Here is an 18,791-nt window from a genome sequence, read left to right on the forward strand (position 1 = left end):
GCCTGCTGGGCCTGGAAAACAAAGTCGTAAAGTTAAGGGGACATCTTTCCAGTTTCCGGTCTGGAGTTGCTGGAGAAGGGGGTGGAATTTAGGATCTTTACGATCAAAGTAGGCATAAACGACGTCATTATCGTCAGGATGCTTGATTTCGAGCAGTTCGCTGCCCATCGGAGCGGCCTCAGGCGGAATATTCTGAGGTTTGGAGGCGATCACGCGGAGGAGTGTGGGCGCGGACGGCTGGGTTTTGATGAACTCCTCCCAATCGATTTCGCCATAACGAACCGAGCTTTCCCAATCCACCCGGAAGGTGCCGTCCACCATTTCTTCAATGATGAGGCTGACAGGCTCGGCATTGGCAAAAACGGCCTGAGCATACCCGAGACGGTAGCCTTCCTCCTCCACCGGCAGCGCCCAGCCAAGAGTTTTCCACTCGAGCGGAGCGTGAGGATGGCTGCTGTAGTAATGCTCCATCAATGGACGCACACGCTGGGGATCACGGACAAAAGCGAGCTGCTGGTCCGTGGTGGAGGCTTCAAAAAAACCACGAAGTGTGCGTTCAATTTGGGATCTTTTGCTCTCGATGTCCACAATGGCGGAGGGACTTGGGGAGCCTGAAGCCATGAGTTTCAATGAACTGGACTGGGAGCTGACAGGAGTGTTGGGGCTGACTCCACGGGGGGCGGCGCCTATGGACGGACGGATTTCGGAGGGATCGCCTAGGAGGGAAGGCTGCTCTTTGATATTGCCTGACCAGTGATGATCCTTATCATTGTCGTACATCGACTGAACGTACTCAGGATTGACCCGGGCGGACTCCCAGAGCTTGATCATGACGACCCGTACGACCGTGGCGATCATGATCACGAGGGCCATGCAGCCGAGAATGGTGGCAACGGCGTTGATCATGGCCTCGCGCCGCCGGGCTCGGCTGCGGCGTGGCGGATCATTGTCAGCGATGCTCGGATGGGTCATGGCAAACACGCGTTGGTGGAGCCGAAGGCGGGATTTGAACCCGCGACCCTCGCATTACGAATGCGATGCTCTACCACTGAGCTACTCCGGCATGAACGTGTGACTTTAAGTCTTTAATTATATAAGGGGTGCTCAGATCTTGTCATTTGCTTTCTTTGACAGGTGGAAAAATTCTTAGCTCAAGGGCGGGTGGGGAAAGCCTGAGGCGGTGCAAATGGCAGCCACCCGGCTCCCAACAGCTCGTGCTTGAATCTTGGGTGAACTCACTGAGAGTGGCCTATGCCCAGTCCAACCATAGCTGCCCAAGCTGGAACTCCCTATGGTGAATTCCTTGCCGAGCAGGAAGAAATTCAACGCCTGAAGTGGCTTGCCAGTGAGAGCGAAGGCCATGACATCGGGTTTGAGTTTGCGCTCAATGACTGGGCGCAGAACCACCGCGCGGAGTGGCGAAGCATGCGAAACCAGCTGAAGGGGCAGCAGGACTGAGTCTTTTTTTGCCTGCCAGCCGGGCAATATTGCTGAGGATGGCGCGTTATGGCCCGATGATGATTTGTCGCGCTGCCGCCCTGAAGGCTATTTTTCTGCTGTCCGTCCCGCTGCTGCACGCAGCACCCCGCACGAATGTTTTGTTCATCATGGCTGATGACCTGCGTCCGGAGCTGGGCTGCTACGGCTCTGTGGCGGTAACGCCTAATCTCGATGCGCTGGCGAAGCGCGGCATGATTTTCCGGAAGGCCTACTGCCAGCAGGCGGTCTGCAATCCCTCCCGCTCCTCCATGCTGACCGGGCTGCGTCCGGACACCCTGGGGTTGTATGTGAATGGCACGCATTTTCGTGAGCTGAAGCCGGCGGTGAACACGCTGCCCGGATGGATGAAGGACCACGGCTACACCACCCGCTGTGTGGGCAAAATTTTCCACAACTGGCATACGAAGGAGCATGGCGACCCGCGCTCATGGAGCGCTCCGGAATTCCTGCACTACGCAAATCACGGCGATGACGTGCCGCAGGTCGGTGGACCGCTGCCGCCGAATCTGACCACGCTCTCCAGCACCCTGCGCCAGTACGGCAAGGTGCCGCTGTGTGAGTGCCGCGATGTGCCGGACGAAGCCTATTTTGATGGGCGGGTGGCCGCCGAGGCCGTGCGTGTGCTGGGGGAGATCAAAGACGAGCTGTTTTTTCTTGCCGTCGGCTTTTGGAAACCGCACGCCCCATTCAACGCTCCCAAAAAATACTGGGACATGTATCAGCGGGACCGGCTGCCGGTGCTCGATCCCGCACGGCCTGTTGCCGCCCCCGAGATCGCCTTTCACCAGAGCACCGAGATTCTGGGGCCGGTGAAAGATCAAAAGCAGCCCACAGCGGAGCAGGCGGCGGAGATGAGGCATGGCTATTTCGCCGCCATCAGCTACATGGACGCCCAGCTTGGGAAGGTGACCGCCGCGCTGGAAAAGCAGGGCCTGCTGGACTCCACTCTCATCGTGTTCTGGGGGGATCACGGCTACCACATCGGAGAACACAGTCTGTGGGCCAAGACCTCAAACTTCGAGCTGGATGCGCGCGTGCCGCTCATCGTGGTGCCACCGCAGGCAAATCATGCCGGGGCCAGCACGGATGCGCTGGTGGAAATGGTGGATCTTTTTCCCACCATCACCGCCCTGTGCGCTGTCCCGGAGGCGCCGGGCCTGGACGGGGTCAGCCTTGTGCCGCTGCTGAACGATCCCAAGGCTAAAATCAAAGTTGCCGCCTACACGCAGTTTCCCCGCCCTGCCTATCCGGACCGTACCCCGCGTGGCAGGCCGGAGGTGATGGGGGTGAGCGTCCGCACCCCGACGCTGCGTTATACCGAATGGCGGGATTTTGACACTGGCAGCGTGGTGGCGAGCGAGCTGTATGACCACGCCCGTGATGAGGCGGAAATGAACAATGTGATGGCCAGTCCGGCTGATCGTGCGGCCCTCGAACAGGCGCAGCAGCTTTTGGTACGCCAATTTCCGCGTGGAAAGCGATAAAACAGGCAAAAGGACTGTAAAAAAGCGCAACTTAATGGTTGCCAATGACGCCCAAATTTTGTTAATTATCATTAAGCCACATGAAAAATCGTTTTCTACTCCTTGCCTTCACCGTCTGCGCTCTTTCCAGCATCGCTTACGGTGACATCCAGTCTCCTCCCGGACATCACTTTACGTGGAGCCGGAAACTCAGCCGCGGTATCGGCAATGTTCTGTTTGGCTGGTTCGAATACCCGGCCACCTGGCGCAAGACCAACGAGTCTGATGGCTCCATCGCCGCTGCTTCCGACATGCTTGTTGAAGGAACCAAACGCACCTTGGTGAGAGCTGGCTACGGTCTCTATGAGATTGCCACCTTCCCAATTCCTAGCTGGAAGCGCACCTACCGCCCGCCTTATCATCACAAGGAAAACGTGGACACCTGGTGGGGCTACACGGAGTTCGCTCCAGAAGTGGGCTTCCGCTCGGAGATTCCATATTCCTCCTCCCAGCACTGGTAACAGCCAGCAAGGCAAGTTTCTCAAGGCACAGACTGCAAACAGTCTGTGCCTTTTGTTTGCAAAGCAGGGTTCCTGCTGGCAAGAAAGAACCGTTTCCTCATGCCTGAAGCTCATAAGATCGACATCCGCCATGTGGCCAAGCTGGCCCGGCTTACGCTCACCGACGAAGAAGCCAAGCGCTACGAGTCCCAGTTGGACGGCATTCTGACTTACATCGACACGCTGACACGCTACAATCTGGACGGAGTGGAGCCGACGGCGCACGCCATGCCCGTTTATGATGTGCTGCGGGCGGATGAACCCCGTCCTGGCTTTACCCAGGAGCAGGCGCTGTGCAACGCGCCGAAACGTATCGCCGATCAGATTCAAATCCCCAAGGTGATCGAGTAACCGTCCAACCTCCGCCGCTGCTTCACGCTCTCTTTTTCTTATGCTCGCCTCCTCCACCATCGCAGCCTTGCGCAAAGGCATCACTGCGGGTGAAATCACGCCACGAGACATCGTTTTGGATGTCGCGAAATCCATCGAAGCAGGCAATGCGGAGATCGGTGCCTATTTGTCCTGGGACGTTGAAGCCGCTCTCGCCGAAGCCGACCGCGCCGATATCACGAAGCCGCTGGGTGGCATCCCCATCGCGGTGAAGGACAACATGAACGTGACCGGCCAGCCCTGCACCTGCGGCTCGCGCATCCTGGCTGAAAACTACACGGCCCCCTACGATGCGGGCGCGATCCAAAAGCTGCGTGCGGGTGGTGCCATTCCATTTGGCCGGCTGAACATGGATGAATTTGCCATGGGCTCCAGCACGGAGAACTCCGCCCTCGGCGTCACTCGCAATCCGCGCGATCTTTCCCGCGTCCCCGGTGGCTCCAGCGGTGGCAGTGCTGCGGCGGTGGCGGGAGATCTTGCCATTGCGGCCTTGGGTTCAGACACGGGCGGCTCCATCCGCCAGCCAGCGGCGCTGTGCGGCTGCGTGGGCATCAAGCCCACCTATGGCCGTGTGTCCCGCTATGGCCTCGTGGCGTTTGCTTCTTCGCTGGACCAGATCGGCCCGGTCACCAAGACGGTGGAAGATTCCGCGCTTTTGCTGAATCACCTTTGTGGTTACGACGCCCATGACTCGACTTCGCTGAATATCGAGGTTCCGGATTTCACCGCAACCCTTGGCCAGGACATCAAGGGCCTGCGCATCGGCCTTCCCAAAGAGTATTACATCGACGGCATCCACGCCGGAGTGTCTGCCAGCGTGCAGGCGGCCATTCGCCAGCTGGAATCTCTCGGGGCCATCATCGAAGAAATCAGCCTGCCGCATACGGAACTCGGTGTGGCGACTTACTATGTGCTCGCACCTGCGGAGGCCTCGGCCAACCTCGCCCGGTTTGACGGTGTGCGTTACGGCCACCGCAGCAGCAGTGCAGGGGATTTGATGGAGCAGTACACGAAGTCCCGCTCGGAGGGTTTCGGCCCCGAGGTGAAGCGGCGCATCCTGCTGGGCACCTACATGCTCAGCTCCGGCTACTATGACGCGTATTACATCCGTGCGCAGAAGGCTCGCACGCTGATCCGCAATGACTTCACGGAAGCATTCAAAAAAGTGGACGTGATCCTTTCCCCGACGAGCCCCACGCCAGCGCACAAGCTGGGTGAACTCAAAGACAACCCGCTGGCGGCCTATCTTGAAGACGTGTTCACCATTCCCGTGAATCTGGCCGGACTTCCTGGAATCAGTCTGCCATGCGGCACGGTGGATGTGGAAGGTAGAGCGCTTCCTGTGGGACTGCAGATCGTGGGCAAAGCGCTGGACGAAGCCACCGTGCTGCGTGTGGCGCATGCGTATGAGCAATCGCGCTGAGGAACGTGAATAAAGTGAAGAAAATCTCTCCACAGAGTTTGACAAAAGAACGCACTGGTCTATTCTCGTTGCCCGCTGTTTCAAACACGGCGGCAAGGTAAGTTTCAACGCACCCGTAGCTCAACGGATTAGAGCATCTGACTACGGATCAGAAGGTTTCAGGTTCGAATCCTGACGGGTGCGCCACTCATTACTGAATGAGTTAACAAGGCGCTTTGTTCCGCCAAACTGACTGACCGCTTAAATGTGCCAACTGTGCGCGCGGATGAAAGCAAAGCGGGTGTCTCACAAGGTGGAACTACACAAGAGCTACATAGACCCGCTCAATGATGCATTTCAGTCAGACATCAAGTGAGGATGGATGCATGAGCATTGTCGAATGGAATGCGAGTGGTGGCTTGGGCTGTCGCGGTTTCTGCCACAGAAGAGACTGGGCTATGGCGAATTGCGAGAGCCTGCAACTGGCGGCAAGGGTTGCTTCACCAAGAAGATGTCAACGACAGTAAAAAAACGCAGCAGGTTTCATCGCCTGATTCAAACTGGGCTGGGTGGAGGGAGGTTCCTTGAATGGCTCTCACCGACAGCGGTGGAGCAGCGGTGGAGCCGGGAACGATTGCACCGGCTGATTGAAAGCCGTCTTGAGGGGCGCAAATTCATTGTGGTCTCAAACCGCGAACCTTTCATCCACCGCAAGCGCCCGGATGGCACGGTGGAGTGCATCCGGCCAGCCAGTGGCATGGCCACGGCGCTGCACCCTATCATGATGGCTTCCGGCGGCACCTGGGTGGCCCAGGGGGCAGGGGATGCGGACCGGGACACAGTGGATGCAAACGACTGCGTGATGGTGCCGCCTGAGGCGCCGGGCTACAGACTGCGGCGCGTATGGCTTGATCCCGAAGTGGAACGCGGATTTTACTACGGGCTGTCGAACGAAGGACTGTGGCCGCTGTGTCACATCACCTTCACCCGCCCAGAGTTTCGCCCCCAGGACTGGCTGGCTTATAAAGAGGCGAACCGCATCTTTGCCGAAGCGGTGCTCAAGGAGGCGGATGGCGGCAAGGCGCTGGTCTTCATCCAAGACTACCACTTCTGCCTGCTGCCGCGCATGCTGCGGGAGATGAGTGGCGGACGTATCGTGAGTGCACACTTTTGGCATATCCCATGGCCGAACCGTGAAGTCTTTCGCGCCTTTCCATGGGGGGAGGAACTGCTGGACGGTCTGCTGGGCAATGACCTCCTCGGCTTTCACATTCATTACCATTGTCAGAATTTTTTGGGCACCGTGGACCGCGCTCTGGAAGCACGGGTGGACACGGACCGCAGTGAAATCACCCGTGGCGGGCATCTCACCCGCGTGCGCCCCTTTCCCATCAGCATCGATTTCGAAGCTGACAACAAACTCGCCACTTCGCCAGAAGTGGCTGCCGCCATGCAGCGCTGGCTGCAGCGACTGCCCGGCCTGAAGGGGCGGAAGATCGGGGCCAGCATCGAGCGTCTGGACTACTCCAAAGGCATCCCACAGCGCATCCATGGGCTCGAACATTTTTTTGAACAGCACCCGGAGAGTCTGGGCAAGCTCTGTTTTGTGCAGATTGCCGTGCCAAGTCGTGATCACCTGGCAAGTTATCAGGCGGAACAGGCGGCAGTGGACTTCGCGGTGGCGCGCATCAATGAACGCTTTGGCACCTCGGACTGGCAGCCTGTTTATCTCCTCAAGGAACACCACGGGCCGCTGGACATGATGGCCCTGCACCGGCTGGCAGATTTTTTCATGGTGAACTCCCTGCATGACGGCATGAACCTGGTGGCCAAGGAATTTGTGGCCAGCCGAAGTGACGAGCGTGGCGTGCTGATCCTGAGCCTTTTCACCGGAGCCTCGCGGGAACTGACGCAGGCCATTAGCATCAACCCCTACGCTATTGAGGAAATTTCCGTTGCTGTACATAACGCGCTGACAATGAGCGCCGGGCGTCAGCAGCGGCGCATGCGGCTCATGCGCGAGCAGGTGGCACATCAGAACGTCTATCGCTGGGCCAGCCGTCTGCTCATGGCCATGCTGCGCATTGAGCACCCGGACGACGAAGATGACGATGAACTGCTTGAGCAGCAGCCTTTTGAGGATGCATGAAATGAGCCTGCGACCTCACTGGACCCGGCATCTCGAAAAAATTTGTTCCTGTCTGGTTCAGGCGCCGAGTGTGCTCATCGCCTCAGACTTTGACGGCACGCTTGCTCAGATCATGGATTGCCCATCCCGGGCGGTGTTGTCGTCGGAGGCTCAGATGGTGATCAAAAGTCTCGCGACGCTGCATCCGCGTGTGAGGCTGGCATTTCTTTCCGGGCGGTCGCTGGCTGATCTCGCCTCGCGTTTGCCGATTGCCCAGGAAAACATTGTTCTGGCAGGCAATCATGGTTTGGAAATGAGCGGTGCCGGACTTGACTGGATGCATCCCTCCTCAGCTCAAAACCGGCCGCAGATAGAGGCGCTTGTCACGCAGCTTCAATCCCTTGCAGGTGGCATTGAAGGAGCTATGATCGAAGACAAGGGGCTTGGCCTGACCCTGCACTACCGAGGCGTCGCCAGCGCTGATCTTCCGCGTCTTCATGCAGCCGTGCTGCAGATGGTGCTCCCCGCAGGCATCCGCCGCGCAGATGGAAAAAAAGTTGTCGAGTTTCGTCCGCAAGTGGACTGGCACAAAGGCCATGCCCTGCGCCGTATCCAGCAGCATTTCGACATTGCTTCTGAATCCACCGTGTTCCTGGGAGACGACGTCACCGATGAGGACGCCTTCCGTGAGCTGAACAGCCGAGGCATCACACTCCACGTCGGCCTGGAATCCGCCGCAAGCTTCGCCGGTTTGCATGCCCGGCATCCGGAGGATGCAGTACAGTTTCTCCGCGCTGTTAGTTTGATGCTTGGCGCATCATAACCAAAGGTTGAAGGACGGGCGGCTATACCAGGCTCATTCTTTGGCAGAGGCGCTTGATGTCATCTGCTCCGGAGCATGAGAAATCAGCCGAACACTCAAATCATCACGCAATCGAGGAAGTCGGCGACGAACTCATTCTTTGGATGCTCGCGAAGCTGCTGGGGGGAGCCGATTTGCTGGATGTCCCCTTCGTGCAAAACGACGACGCGGTCGGCAAGTTCGAAGGCTTCATCCTGATCGTGCGTGACAAACAAGGTGGTGACTTTGGTTTCGTCGTGAAACTGGCGTAGCCATTTGCGCAGGGTCTTGCGCACCTTGGCATCGAGCGCGCCGAAGGGTTCATCCAGCAGGAGGACCTGCGGGCCGACAGCAAGGGCGCGGGCGAGTGCGACGCGCTGCTTCTGGCCACCGCTGAGCTGCGAGGGGTAGCGATCTCCGTAGCCTTCCAATACGATGCGGCGCAGGAGCTCCGTGACAGCTTTGTCGATTTCTTCGCGGTCGGGCCGTGTGGCACGGGGCATGACGCGCAGGCCGAAGGCGATGTTTTCCGCAACGGTCATGTGATTGAAGAGGGCGTAGTTCTGGAAGACGAAGCCGGCCTTGCGCTCATAGGCGCTGCGGTTCGTGACATCGGTGCCATGGAACTGGATGCTGCCTGCGCCGGCGTCGGCGAATTCGAGTCCGGCGATGATGCGCAGCAGCGTGGTCTTGCCGCTGCCGCTGGGGCCGAGCAGGGCGACGAGTTCGCCGGTTTTGACTTCGAGGTCGACGTTTTTCAGCGCCTGGAAGCTGCCGAAAGATTTGGAGATGTGGTTTATGTGGATGCTCATGCTGCTCCTCGGCGGGTGGTCGTCAGAGTTTTCAAAATCAGGGTCACCAGCGCCAGCAAGGCCAGCATGGAGGCGACGGCAAAGGCGGGAACGAACTGGTATTCGTTGTACAAAACTTCGATGTGCAGCGGCACGGTGTTGGTCTTGTTGCGGATGTGGCCGCTGACCACGGACACGGCGCCGAACTCGCCCATGCTGCGTGCGTTGCAGAGAATGATGCCGTAGAGCAGGCCCCATTTGATCTTGGGCAGGGTGACGCGCCAGAACATCTGGAAGCCGTTGGCACCGAGGGTCATGGCGGCCTCTTCTTCAGCCTGGCCCTGCGCCTCCATCTGCGGGGCCAGGATGCGGGCGACGAAGGTGAAGGTGACAAAGATGGTGCTGAGCACGATGCCGGGCAGAGCGAAGATGATCTTGAAGCCGTGCTCTTTGAGCGCCGGGCCAAACAAACCCTGCGCGCCGAAGAGCAGCACATACCCCATGCCGGCGATGACCGGGGAGACCCACAGCGGCAGCTCGATGAGGGAGGTGAGAAAGCGCTTGCCGCGAAACTGGAAGCGCGAGACGCACCAGGCTGCGGCGAGGCCAAAGAGCGTGTTCAGCGGCACGGTGATGGCGGCGACTTTCAGCGTGAGCCAGATGGCGTGCATGGTGGCGCGGTCATCGAAGGCTTCCACGAAACCTTCCCAGCCTTTGCGGAAGGCTTCCTGAAAGATGACGACGAGCGGAAGAACAAACATGAGCCCCATGAAGGCCACGGCGGTGCCGATGATGAGGCAGCGCGAGAAGAGGGAGTCGGAGGTAGCTTTGCGAGGCCGGACGGTGCGCGGGGGATGGATGTCGATGATGGCGGCCATGCTTTAAAAATGCGAAAGGGGAGGCGGTAAGTGGAAAAAAAGGAAGGGTGATTCGTCATCTCATTCCCGTGCGTTTGCGGCTCCACTGAGCGAGCAAGTTGGAGAGAACGAGGATGGTGAAGGAAGCGGCGAGCATGACGACGCCGATGGTGGCTGCGCCAGAGTAGTCGTATTCCTCCAGACGCATGGTGATGAGCAGGGGGGCGATCTCGGTCTTGAAAGGAAGATTGCCGGAGATGAAGACGACGCTGCCGTATTCACCGACGGCGCGGCCAAAGGCGAGCGTCATGCCGGCGAGGGTGGAAGGCAGCAGTGCGGGAAACACGATGCGTGTGAGCGTCTGCCAGCGGTTCGCGCCGAGGCAGGCGGCGGCTTCCTCGACATCCATGGAGAGATCGGCGATGACGGGCTGCAAGGTGCGCACGACGAAGGGAAAGCCGACGAAGGTGAGCGCGATGGTGATGCCGAGCGGTGCGTAGGCGGCCTTGATGTCATGCTGCGCGAGCCAGGCGCCGATCCAGCCATTGGGCGCATAGAGGGTGACTAGGGCGATGCCTGCGACGGCGGTGGGCAGCGCGAAGGGGAGATCCACCATGGCATCCAGCAGGCGGCGGCCGGGGAAGGCGTAGCGCTCCAGCGCCCACGCGGTGATCAGGCCGAAGAGGCCATTTACCAGCGCGGCGGCGAAGGCCGTGCCGAAGCTGAGCTTCAGCGATGAAATCACGCGTGCCTGCGTCAGTGTGGCAAGCATGTGCTCCCAGCCGCCGCTGGTGGCCTTCCACACGAGCATGGAGAGCGGGAAGAGCACGATGAGGCTCAGGTAGGTGATGGTGAAGCCAAGCGAGAGCCTGAAGCCGGGAAGGATATGGCGTGGGCGTGACAAGGGATGAAGCAGGCTGGTTATCAATGAGCTCGTGGTGCAAAGTGAATGCGCTCCACTCGTGAGAAGCGCATTCACAGGGGGGGCGGTGGGCTTACTTCCCTTGATAAATCTGGTCAAAAATGCCGCCTTCGTCGAAGTGCTTCTTCTGTGCCTTGCCCCAGCCGCCGAAGTCGCCGTCGATGGTGACGAGGTTCAGCTTGGGAAAGCGGGCGCTGTATTTGGCAGCGGCTGCGGCGTCACGCGGGCGGTAGTAGTTTTTGCCGATGATGTCCTGCGCCTCAGGGGAGTAGAGGTATTCGAGGTAGGCTTTGGCGACTTCGGCGGTGCCTTTTTTCTCGGCGTTTTTGTCCACGACGGTCACGGTCGGCTCGGCGAGGATGCTGATGGAGGGCACGATGATCTTGGTCTGGCCGGGGAACTCACGCTGGATGAGCCAGGCTTCGTTTTCCCAGGAGAGGAAGACATCGCCGATGCCGCGCTGTGCGAAGGTGGTGGTGGCGGCACGTGCGCCGGTGTCCAGCACGGGTACGTTTTTGAAGAGCGCGGCGATGAACTCCTTCGCCTTGGCTTCGCTGCCGGTTTTCTTCAGCGCATAGGCCCAGGCGGCGAGGTAGTTCCAGCGGGCGCCGCCGGAGGTTTTCGGATTCGGAGTGATGACGTTCACGCCTTCCTTCACGAGGTCGTCCCAGTCCTGGATGTTCTTCGGGTTATCCTTGCGCACGACAAACACGATGGTGCTGGTGTAAGGGGCACTGCTGTGGGGAAGGCGCTTCTGCCAGTCTTTCGAGATCAAGCCAGCCTGCTGGCCGATCACGTCAATGTCTCCGGCGAGAGCGAGCGTCACCACATCGGCTTCCAGACCATCAATGACGGCGCGAGCCTGCTTGCCGGAGCCGCCGTGCGACTGGCCGACGCTGACTTTTTTGCCGGTGGTTTCTTTGTAGTGCTTGGCGAAGGCTTTGTTGTACTCCGAGTAGAGTTCGCGGGTGGGATCGTAGGAGACGTTGAGCAGCTCAAAGTCGGCTGCGTGGGCGGTGAGGCCGAAGAGGACGGTGGAGAGGAGGCTGAGGCGTGTTTTCATGATGTTTGAGAATAGGATTGGAAATGACGAGGTTTGATGGCGGTTCGGGGTTTGCCCTTTCACTTTTCAAAAGAAGCGGTGACTGAATTCGAAGTAAGCGAAGTTGGTGCTGGGGCGCTGCAACTGGCGCTCCACGAAGCCGCCTGCGGCAAAGTAGGAGTAGCCAATGGTGAACTCTGTTTTCGCGTCCCAGGTGTAGCGGGCGCGGATGTCGAACTCCTGGCCCAGAAAGTTCCCGCTGGCCCCCGTGCGATCCCGGGCATTGTTGGCCGCGTTGAAGCGGTCCGTGCCGCTGGCGAGCCAGTAGTAGCTGTAGCCGAAGTCCACGCGCAGATTGTGGCGCGGCTTGAGTTCCACCCGAACTTTCGGTGTGCTGATGTTTTCAAAGACGATGTAGTCGTTCGCCGACCACGGACGGCCGAAGCCAAAGAAGCGCTCGAAGCGGTTGTCGGTGCTGTCGTTCGGATTGCGGTCGCCGCCGGCGTAGCCGTAAAACAGGCTGACGCGCGGTTTCCACGGATTGGAGCTGAGAGTGTACCCCACCTCCACCGTGCCGGCGTAGGCACGCACCTTGCTGGTGCCGTTCTGACCAAACTGGTAGTTCATGCTGGCGTCGTAGTCGAAGCCCGTGGCACCGATGATGCCGTAGCCACGCAGGCCGGGGTTGTGCACCATGCGCTCCGCCACGCCGCGATAGGCGGACTGATGCAGCGCGAGGTAATACGGCTCCAAAGTGATGATGTCCGACCACTGGCGCAGATGGCCGATGGCGGCATACATCCACTGCTGCTCCACCGGCCTGTCCATCTGATACAGCAGACGGTTCAGCGGCTGCACGGCGAGGAGGTCGAGCTGCCAGTCGCTGCTTTCCTGGCCAAGGCTGGCGTGGAAGCCCTGAAAGGCGTTTGCGGTGTTGCGCCACTGGTTGTTGCCGATGAGGCGGCGGTCGAGGAATTCGAAGTTGTGAATCCCGTAGCGGATGCTCAAGGGCCGTGCGTTGCCGATGGCGTCATGTCCGAAGAGGTCTTTGAAATAGAGCTCCACGTAGGCGCGGATGATCTCAAACTCATTCACGTCGCGGTTGTCACGCGCATAATGGCTGTTTTCGCGGCGTGAGTCCTGCATCTCAAACGCAAAGCGAAAGGGGTCGAGGATGTCCTTGATGCCGATGTAGGCACGGGTGCGGTGCAGCAGGGGCTGGTCCACTCCCTTCTGTGCCCGGCGCAGGTCGTTGTCGCGGTACTCATAGCGGAAGCGGTAGTCCAGGCCCACATCGAGCCATTTGACGTTCAGCAGCGAATCGACGCCCAGCTCGCTCACGTTGCGCACATACTTCGGCGGATCTGGATCACGCGTCGTGCTGTAGCTGAGCGGGTTTTGGTAATAGGTGCCGCGAGTGAGCTTCTTGGACTCCACTTCAGCAGCAAAGGCAGCGGTCGCGGTGAGGAGCAGGAGACCAAGCGCCTGTGTCAGGAAGCGCTGATCCAGTGTTCTTGTCGAAAGGGTCTTTTTCATGTTTGAGCGGCTGCGGAACGGTGGCCTGTGTTTCGGTTTGGGACCGACCTGATCCTTTCGGATCACGCGTTGGGACAGCGCCTGAGATGCTTCAAACAGATGCTTATGCATGCTTCGAACACCTCCGGTGGTCCGGTCAGTCTCTTGAGGGTGGCGGGGAATCGGGCGGATTGATTTGGCCTGTGTTGAGTAATATGTTATTAAATACATACGGCAAGTAGGAATTAAAAAAATAAGTCATGCGCTGGTGCGGCGGTGAAAAACCCCGGCTTCTCAAAGGCCGGATGTGTTTCATCGTTTCTGCCGGATGGCGGGTTGTATCTTTTTGAATGAGCCGCGTTTTTCCGGTTGAAGGTTTTTTAAATCATATATAATTAATAGGAGTATGGCGCACCTGACCGCAGACCGCCGGGAGGCATTGAGATTTGACCGCCTCCATCCGGTGTGCCGCATCACGCGATGTGAAGAGCGGCGGTAAAACAACCGGCACAGAAAAATAACAGCCGCATTCCATCATGGACAACGATCAAAAATTCACGCTGCGCGAATGGCTTCTTGAGCAGCTGCTTCAGGAACAGCAGGTCATTCAGCCTCCCAATGCCAGTCTTCTCGCCACCTTCAAAAGCAGCCTGCGGCTGCTGTCGCATGATTATGCCGTGGTGGTGGTGGTCTCAAAACTCCCTGCACAGCAGCTCGTGGGAAGACCTTTGCAGCTGCTGATCACGCCGCGTCAGCCCGCTGCGGCCGCCATCCTGATTCGTGTTTCCGGTGTGCTGACATTCACGGATGAAAGCAGCGCCAGCCTGGACTTCAAACCGTCTGCGGTGGATGTTTCGAACACCCAGGCGGGCATCCTTCGAGGAGAGTTCCTGCATGAGGATGCGAGCCCGCAGGACATCATCGGTCATCTGCATCATGTCCTGGATGTTTTGCGCCACACCTCCCAGCCTGGCGTGGCATTGAGCGCGTGAACCATTCGGAACTGCCTCCTATGTCAGCACTTCGCATTTCCTGCTTTGGCATTCTGCTCAAGCATTACCTGCTCCGTCACCACGCCGATGCAGTCGCTCCGAAAGGGAGGTTCAGTACTGCCATCGAGCACGCCATGTCTGCTGTCCCAATTGATTTCCAGATTCATGCCGATGTTCCCGAACGAACCTGGGATGCCACCATGACCGAGGAATATCTTCAGGTTCATATCAGCCTGCGACTTCCTGATGAACCCTTGGGAGGCGTGATCCTGCTGTCTGTGCAGGGCATTTTATCCCGTGGTCGTCAGGAGCAGGCAGTGAATACTCTCATGCCGGGCCGTCTCAATCTGGCTGACTCCACAGGTCTGCATCTGGGTGCTCTTCAGATACAGACAGCGCTGGCTCTGCTGGCGCAGCCGGTGATCACCGCCGTGGTGGTGAGCGAATCCCGCATTGGAATTTTCCAAGCCATTCATCAGCCCCCGCGGTTTAAAACAGCACGGCAGCCGCATGCAGAAATCAAGCTGGCCCGCGTGGCGTGATCTCACACTGCGCGCCGCCGGCGCAGCAGCAGCAGGGACAGCCCGACCATCGCCAGAAGCGCGCGGGAGGGCTCCGGCGCTGCGGCTACGACGCTGAGCGTGCCGCTGGAGTAAAGCTGGCTCCAGTCCCAGGCAAGACCAAGTGAGCTGAGATCGGGAAGGCCGGTGATAGTGTCAAAAGTGCCGGAGACGGAGGACCAGTCGATGAGATTCCATGTCGATCCCGCCACCCATGTGCCGCTGGTGACCGGCAGTGCTGAGTGGATGTTGAGCGTGGCTCCGTTCAGTGTCACCTCGCCGCCGCTGAAGACGAGGAGATCATTGCTGCCGCCCGGAGTATTGAGCGTACCGCTCGCAGCGCCGCCGATGATGTCGAGCTCGATGCTGCCGCTGAGCGTGAAGCCTGCGCCGGCCTGCAGCGTGAGAGTTTGCGCATCCTGAACTCCGTTCTGACCCGCGAAGATCACTCCGCCAGTCTGCTGGGTCAGGGCCGCGCCCGCAGCAAGCGATCCCGCAGTGCCACTGCCGCCGAGGCGTCCGCCATTGGCGATGGAGAGCGAGCCCGTTCCCGTGGCTGATCCCGTCGCGTTGTTCACCACCAGCGTACCGTCACTCACCGTGGTGCCGCCGCTGTAGGTGCTGGCTCCGGCGAGAATCCACACGCCTGCGTCCCGCTTCATCAGTGCCACGGCATTGGTGCCGCTGGTCCCCGCGCCCGTGTTGTTGATGATGGCGCCCTGAATCGTGTTTGCGTCGGAGTTGCTGCCCTACCTTTATGGTAGGAATTTAATGGCCTATAACTCCTATTCGACAAATAGACTATAAAATTGTTCTGTCATTGTTTTGTCACAGTTCGCCTGTCACGTCCTGAACAAGGTGAGCAACGCGCAGGCGGTGGCATGGCGTGATGTCTGAAATGCTCAGGGCTGAAAGGTGCGGAGGCGGCCGGTGGCAGCATCAATCTGGACGGTGACGAAGTTCTTGAGCTTCGAGTCACGCAGCTGTGCATCCTTTTCATGCAGGGTGAGAAACCATGGCCTGGCAGGCTGGAGTGCGGGGCTGCCGTCTGAGTGGAAGCGCAGGGCGATGTAGCGGCCGTAGATGTCCGATGCGCTCTCCTGGAAACCGAGGTCGATGATGGAGGAGCGGGTGGCGTCTGCGCTGATTTCGATTTCCTGATCGAGGCTGGTAACTGCACCGATGGGTTCAAAGACGTCGGTGGCAGGCGTGTTGGTGACATCCTCCGGCGGGCGGAGGGTGTGGATGCGCAGCTTCCGCAGCGTGGGCCGGCCGTCGATAAGATCGGCAGCTTCGTAAACACGGAGTTCGGCGTCGGTGTTGAAGAGGATGGCGAGGGACTGGGCCTCCATGAGGCGGTTTTGCACAGCCTCCGAGGCCGTGCGCAAACGCGCCGAGGCGGCCATGCCGGCGATGTAGGGCGCGCTGAGCACGGCGATGACGGTGATGATGCTGACGACGACGATTAGCTCGATCAAGGTGAAGCCCGGGCGGCTGTGATGGGTGCGGAGAGTCATGTGAGGTGCTGGTATTCAGTAAGTGCGTGAGTCCCAGCGGGCATTGCGCAGGGGGACGGTGCTGGAGAAGACCGTGTAATTGAGGCGCTTTTGATTGAGCCATGCTTCCAGACTTGCGAGGTCCGTGTCGTAGGCGGAGGCATCGGTGAAGGAAGCGCGGGCCTGCGCCAGATAATCCACGGGCGTTTGATTGTACTCCTGCGCCCATTTGGCGGCGGAGGTTTCATCCAGTGCGACCATGGTGACGACCACGAGCGGAGGCAGGAGGTGCTGTGTGCCTTGCGTGGCATTGCCCGCAGCATCGACGGTGACTTTATCCACGGCGGGGGTGGCGTTGTTCACGTCGAGAGAGTTGTAGGTGTAGCTGGGTGCGATCCAATACGGAGCCTTTTTGGTGGCGAGGGCGGTCTCTGCAGAGACGCGAGGAGAAAGGACAAGCAGGATGATGTTTTCCGCCACGATGCGCGTGGATGGTTCGAGGTCCTGGCGGAACCAGTCGGTGGGATGAGTGTAGATGGTGTTGCCTTGAAAGGGCGCGGCCTGCTCAGACGGCGGGCGGAATTCCACGAGGCGGTAGCGGTAGCGCACGGGAATGGTGTAGTCGGAGAGGAAGGGGGGGCGGTTGGTGTTGTCATCGCCAAATTGGATGGCGTAGCCGCGTGCGTTGAGCAGGCTGCCGAGACCGTTTTGGTCATTCATCAGCCCCAGAGGAGCCTGAAAAAAAGTGGCATGGCCCGGGGTGCTGGCCGGAGTGGCTTTCCCACCGAGCAGCGTGGTGGCCGGGCCGATCTGAAACTGCAGCTCCGAGAAGCGGATGTAGGCGGTGGGTGGAGTGACGGCACCGGTGGCAGGTGCGGTATTGGAGCCGGTGGCCTTGTAATAGTAGTCCCAGTAGGGATTCAGCGTGGCCTGGGAAAGTGTCTTGGTGATGAGTTCAAACGCCTGGCGTGCCTCACGAAACTGCTGGGTCTTGTTGTGCACCCCGGTGACGGAACGCCGCACGGAGTCCAGCGCCGTGACGCAGGCAAGCATGAGCAGTGAAAGCAAGACCATGGAGGCCATGAGCTCCACGAGAGTGAATGCCTGCCTGCGGCGTGAATGGAAGGAGGTGGGTTTCATTTGCCAGTCCTCGCAACGACGTAGGAGTAGAGCTTGTAGGTGGCAGGCTGTGCTTCAGTGAAATTGAAATCAGCGGCGGGTGTCTGCTTCAGCTTCACGGTGACACGGCGCAGAAAGGCATCGTTGGTGCCGGTATTGCCGGGCAGGAGCACATCCGTGGCAGGAACGCCGACTTCGGCGACGAAGGCGATGTCGTCCTTGTTCCGGCCTGCGGGATCGACAGGGACGGCGTAGGCGTCAAAGTAGTAGCGCTGCTTTTGCTGCGCACCGGTGGCTTGCGATTGATCGAGCGTGCCGAGGATGTGCTGGGAGATGCGCGAGGCGGCGGTGATCTCGCCTGCGGTGCGGACGTTGGTCACGCCGTGCGGTATCAGGCCCATGATGGTGGTGATGCCAAAAGCGGCGATGGCGAGAGCGAGGGTGACTTCCACCAGGGAGAAACCCTGCGAATGCGTGCGGAGGCTGGAGGTGCGGATGTTCATGGTTTTTGTTTTGGTTTGTGAGGAGGGTCAGTTGCCGAACTTGCGCTTTTCGAGGACGCGGAACTGGTAGTGGTTGTCGAGGCTCTCGGGAGAGGCGGTGGTGCTGGTGGTGAAGTCCGGGAGATCCGCCTGAGCGGGATCAAGGAAGCGGTCCACCACGGCGGAGCCGCGGTACTCGCTCTCAAAGGTGTCACCATCGGTGATGGTGTTGACCGGTGTGGAGCGTGCCTTGCGGATGATCTGTGCGATGTAGTGGACGCGGTAGGTGTTTGAACGCGTGGTGATGCGCGGGTAGAGATTGGTGTAGGGGCGCTCGCGGGTGTTGTCTCCGGTGAGCCGGCGGGTGGCCCAGAAGCTTTCCATCTGAGTGTAGTCCGCGACGTCACGATCCGGGACGAGATGGACGTCGCAGATCTCGCTGGCGCTGAGGAAGATCTTGCCGGCTTTGAAACGCTGCTCGAACTGGGCGAGGGTTTTTTCCGCGTCGATGTTGTAGTGCCAGCGCTGGCCGCCGGACGTGGTCCAGAAGGTGTTTTGATCCGAGGACTTTGGGAAGACTTTGTAGTTCGGCGCGTCGCTGGTGGGTACGGCGGTGATGCGCTCGCTGGCAAGGAGGGCGTGCAGGCCGCTGGCCCGCCGGATGTTGGTGAATGGGAGGATCTGGTAGTTCAGATTGATCTTGCCGGCAGTGGAGAAGGGCTCGCTGATGG

Annotated in this window: 18 protein-coding genes, 2 tRNA genes and 2 pseudogenes; 10 read left to right on the forward strand and 12 right to left on the reverse strand. The window is 59.5% G+C overall.

What is annotated here, in order from left to right:
• Together WAW39_RS27260 and WAW39_RS27265 are read right to left on the reverse strand one after the other, a co-directional pair.
• A partial coding sequence (locus WAW39_RS27260; RefSeq protein ID WP_422322390.1) for a hypothetical protein occupies window positions 1-972 on the reverse strand: 972 nt, incomplete at its 3' end.
• A gap of 16 nt (window positions 973-988) precedes the next feature.
• Window positions 989-1,063, reverse strand: a tRNA-Thr gene (locus tag WAW39_RS27265).
• A 188-nt stretch (window positions 1,064-1,251) separates the two neighbouring features.
• On the opposite strand from WAW39_RS27265, the gene WAW39_RS27270 reads away from it, so the two are divergent.
• From WAW39_RS27270 to otsB, 8 genes are all read left to right on the forward strand, one after another.
• Window positions 1,252-1,458, forward strand: a complete 207-nt coding sequence (locus WAW39_RS27270) for a hypothetical protein (protein ID WP_422322392.1) — start codon at window positions 1,252-1,254, stop codon at window positions 1,456-1,458.
• A 56-nt stretch (window positions 1,459-1,514) separates the two neighbouring features.
• Window positions 1,515-2,984, forward strand: coding sequence for a sulfatase (locus WAW39_RS27275; protein WP_422322394.1), 1,470 nt, complete (start codon window positions 1,515-1,517; stop codon window positions 2,982-2,984).
• Window positions 2,985-3,064: 80 nt separating this feature from the next.
• Window positions 3,065-3,484 (forward strand): exosortase system-associated protein, TIGR04073 family, encoded by a 420-nt coding sequence (locus WAW39_RS27280; RefSeq protein ID WP_422322396.1) that lies wholly within the window; start codon window positions 3,065-3,067, stop codon window positions 3,482-3,484.
• Between the two features lie 99 nt (window positions 3,485-3,583).
• Window positions 3,584-3,874 (forward strand): Asp-tRNA(Asn)/Glu-tRNA(Gln) amidotransferase subunit GatC, encoded by a 291-nt coding sequence (gene gatC, locus WAW39_RS27285; protein WP_422322398.1) that lies wholly within the window; start codon window positions 3,584-3,586, stop codon window positions 3,872-3,874.
• A 40-nt stretch (window positions 3,875-3,914) separates the two neighbouring features.
• Window positions 3,915-5,336: an Asp-tRNA(Asn)/Glu-tRNA(Gln) amidotransferase subunit GatA gene (gene gatA, locus WAW39_RS27290; RefSeq protein ID WP_422322400.1), complete on the forward strand. Its 1,422-nt coding sequence runs from the start codon at window positions 3,915-3,917 to the stop codon at window positions 5,334-5,336.
• Window positions 5,337-5,445: 109 nt separating this feature from the next.
• Window positions 5,446-5,522: transfer RNA gene (locus WAW39_RS27295), tRNA-Arg, on the forward strand.
• Between the two features lie 472 nt (window positions 5,523-5,994).
• Window positions 5,995-7,464, forward strand: coding sequence for an alpha,alpha-trehalose-phosphate synthase (UDP-forming) (locus WAW39_RS27300; protein WP_422322402.1), 1,470 nt, complete (start codon window positions 5,995-5,997; stop codon window positions 7,462-7,464).
• Between the two features lies 1 nt (window position 7,465).
• Entirely contained in the window at window positions 7,466-8,266 is an 801-nt protein-coding gene (gene otsB / locus WAW39_RS27305; protein ID WP_422322404.1) for a trehalose-phosphatase, read from the forward strand.
• Between the two features lie 113 nt (window positions 8,267-8,379).
• On the opposite strand, the pseudogene WAW39_RS27310 reads toward otsB, so the two are convergent.
• From WAW39_RS27310 to WAW39_RS27330, 5 genes and pseudogenes are all read right to left on the reverse strand, one after another.
• Window positions 8,380-9,096: pseudogene (locus WAW39_RS27310) on the reverse strand (sulfate/molybdate ABC transporter ATP-binding protein); the annotation flags it as partial.
• Window positions 9,093-9,953, reverse strand: coding sequence for a sulfate ABC transporter permease subunit CysW (gene cysW / locus WAW39_RS27315; protein WP_422322406.1), 861 nt, complete (start codon window positions 9,951-9,953; stop codon window positions 9,093-9,095). The pseudogene WAW39_RS27310 and the gene cysW, both read right to left, overlap by 4 nt.
• Window positions 9,954-10,008: 55 nt before the next feature.
• Entirely contained in the window at window positions 10,009-10,836 is an 828-nt protein-coding gene (gene cysT, locus WAW39_RS27320; protein WP_422322408.1) for a sulfate ABC transporter permease subunit CysT, read from the reverse strand.
• Window positions 10,837-10,927: 91 nt separating this feature from the next.
• A complete protein-coding gene (locus WAW39_RS27325; RefSeq protein WP_422322410.1) occupies window positions 10,928-11,917 on the reverse strand; it encodes a sulfate ABC transporter substrate-binding protein in 990 nt (329 codons plus the stop codon).
• 66 nt (window positions 11,918-11,983) lie between these two features.
• The gene (locus WAW39_RS27330) at window positions 11,984-13,432 is read right to left on the reverse strand and encodes an alginate export family protein (protein WP_422322412.1); all 1,449 of its coding nucleotides are present in this window, start codon (window positions 13,430-13,432) and stop codon (window positions 11,984-11,986) included.
• A 515-nt stretch (window positions 13,433-13,947) separates the two neighbouring features.
• Between WAW39_RS27330 and WAW39_RS27335 the strand changes: the two genes are divergently transcribed.
• Together WAW39_RS27335 and WAW39_RS27340 are read left to right on the forward strand one after the other, a co-directional pair.
• The gene (locus WAW39_RS27335) at window positions 13,948-14,403 is read left to right on the forward strand and encodes a hypothetical protein (RefSeq protein ID WP_422322414.1); all 456 of its coding nucleotides are present in this window, start codon (window positions 13,948-13,950) and stop codon (window positions 14,401-14,403) included.
• Between the two features lie 20 nt (window positions 14,404-14,423).
• A complete protein-coding gene (locus WAW39_RS27340; RefSeq protein WP_422322416.1) occupies window positions 14,424-14,945 on the forward strand; it encodes a hypothetical protein in 522 nt (173 codons plus the stop codon).
• 2 nt (window positions 14,946-14,947) lie between these two features.
• Here WAW39_RS27340 and WAW39_RS27345 read toward each other — a convergent pair whose 3' ends face one another.
• The 5 genes and pseudogenes from WAW39_RS27345 to WAW39_RS27365 form a co-directional block, all read right to left on the reverse strand.
• Window positions 14,948-15,625 (reverse strand): autotransporter-associated beta strand repeat-containing protein, encoded by a 678-nt coding sequence (locus WAW39_RS27345; protein WP_422322418.1) that lies wholly within the window; start codon window positions 15,623-15,625, stop codon window positions 14,948-14,950.
• Window positions 15,626-15,865: 240 nt separating this feature from the next.
• Entirely contained in the window at window positions 15,866-16,480 is a 615-nt protein-coding gene (gene vccD, locus WAW39_RS27350) for a Verru_Chthon cassette protein D (RefSeq protein WP_422322420.1), read from the reverse strand.
• Between the two features lie 15 nt (window positions 16,481-16,495).
• On the reverse strand, window positions 16,496-17,599 hold the full coding sequence (vccC, locus tag WAW39_RS27355; protein ID WP_422322422.1) for a Verru_Chthon cassette protein C: 1,104 nt from the start codon (window positions 17,597-17,599) through the stop codon (window positions 16,496-16,498).
• A complete protein-coding gene (gene vccB, locus WAW39_RS27360) occupies window positions 17,596-18,081 on the reverse strand; it encodes a Verru_Chthon cassette protein B (RefSeq protein ID WP_422322424.1) in 486 nt (161 codons plus the stop codon). The genes vccC and vccB overlap by 4 nt, the downstream gene beginning before the upstream one ends.
• Window positions 18,082-18,108: 27 nt before the next feature.
• Window positions 18,109-18,791: pseudogene (locus tag WAW39_RS27365) on the reverse strand (Verru/Chthon cassette protein A); the annotation flags it as partial.

Origin of the sequence: Prosthecobacter sp. (assembly GCF_049294395.1) — a bacterium.
Taxonomy (GTDB): domain Bacteria; phylum Verrucomicrobiota; class Verrucomicrobiia; order Verrucomicrobiales; family Verrucomicrobiaceae; genus Prosthecobacter.

Bases quoted from the DNA above. Each gene is read 5' to 3' on its own strand.
- WAW39_RS27270 (WP_422322392.1), top strand. From the start codon at position 1,252: ATGCCCAGTCCAACCATAGCTGCCCAAGCTGGAACTCCCTATGGTGAA.
- WAW39_RS27275 (WP_422322394.1), top strand. From the start codon at position 1,515: ATGATGATTTGTCGCGCTGCCGCCCTGAAGGCTATTTTTCTGCTGTCC.
- WAW39_RS27280 (WP_422322396.1), top strand. From the start codon at position 3,065: ATGAAAAATCGTTTTCTACTCCTTGCCTTCACCGTCTGCGCTCTTTCC.
- gatC (WP_422322398.1), top strand. From the start codon at position 3,584: ATGCCTGAAGCTCATAAGATCGACATCCGCCATGTGGCCAAGCTGGCC.
- gatA (WP_422322400.1), top strand. From the start codon at position 3,915: ATGCTCGCCTCCTCCACCATCGCAGCCTTGCGCAAAGGCATCACTGCG.
- otsB (WP_422322404.1), top strand. From the start codon at position 7,466: ATGAGCCTGCGACCTCACTGGACCCGGCATCTCGAAAAAATTTGTTCC.
- cysW (WP_422322406.1), bottom strand. From the start codon at position 9,953: ATGGCCGCCATCATCGACATCCATCCCCCGCGCACCGTCCGGCCTCGC.
- WAW39_RS27325 (WP_422322410.1), bottom strand. From the start codon at position 11,917: ATGAAAACACGCCTCAGCCTCCTCTCCACCGTCCTCTTCGGCCTCACC.
- WAW39_RS27330 (WP_422322412.1), bottom strand. From the start codon at position 13,432: ATGAAAAAGACCCTTTCGACAAGAACACTGGATCAGCGCTTCCTGACA.
- WAW39_RS27335 (WP_422322414.1), top strand. From the start codon at position 13,948: ATGGACAACGATCAAAAATTCACGCTGCGCGAATGGCTTCTTGAGCAG.
- WAW39_RS27340 (WP_422322416.1), top strand. From the start codon at position 14,424: ATGTCAGCACTTCGCATTTCCTGCTTTGGCATTCTGCTCAAGCATTAC.
- WAW39_RS27345 (WP_422322418.1), bottom strand. From the start codon at position 15,625: ATGAAGCGGGACGCAGGCGTGTGGATTCTCGCCGGAGCCAGCACCTAC.
- vccD (WP_422322420.1), bottom strand. From the start codon at position 16,480: ATGACTCTCCGCACCCATCACAGCCGCCCGGGCTTCACCTTGATCGAG.
- vccC (WP_422322422.1), bottom strand. From the start codon at position 17,599: ATGAAACCCACCTCCTTCCATTCACGCCGCAGGCAGGCATTCACTCTC.
- vccB (WP_422322424.1), bottom strand. From the start codon at position 18,081: ATGAACATCCGCACCTCCAGCCTCCGCACGCATTCGCAGGGTTTCTCC.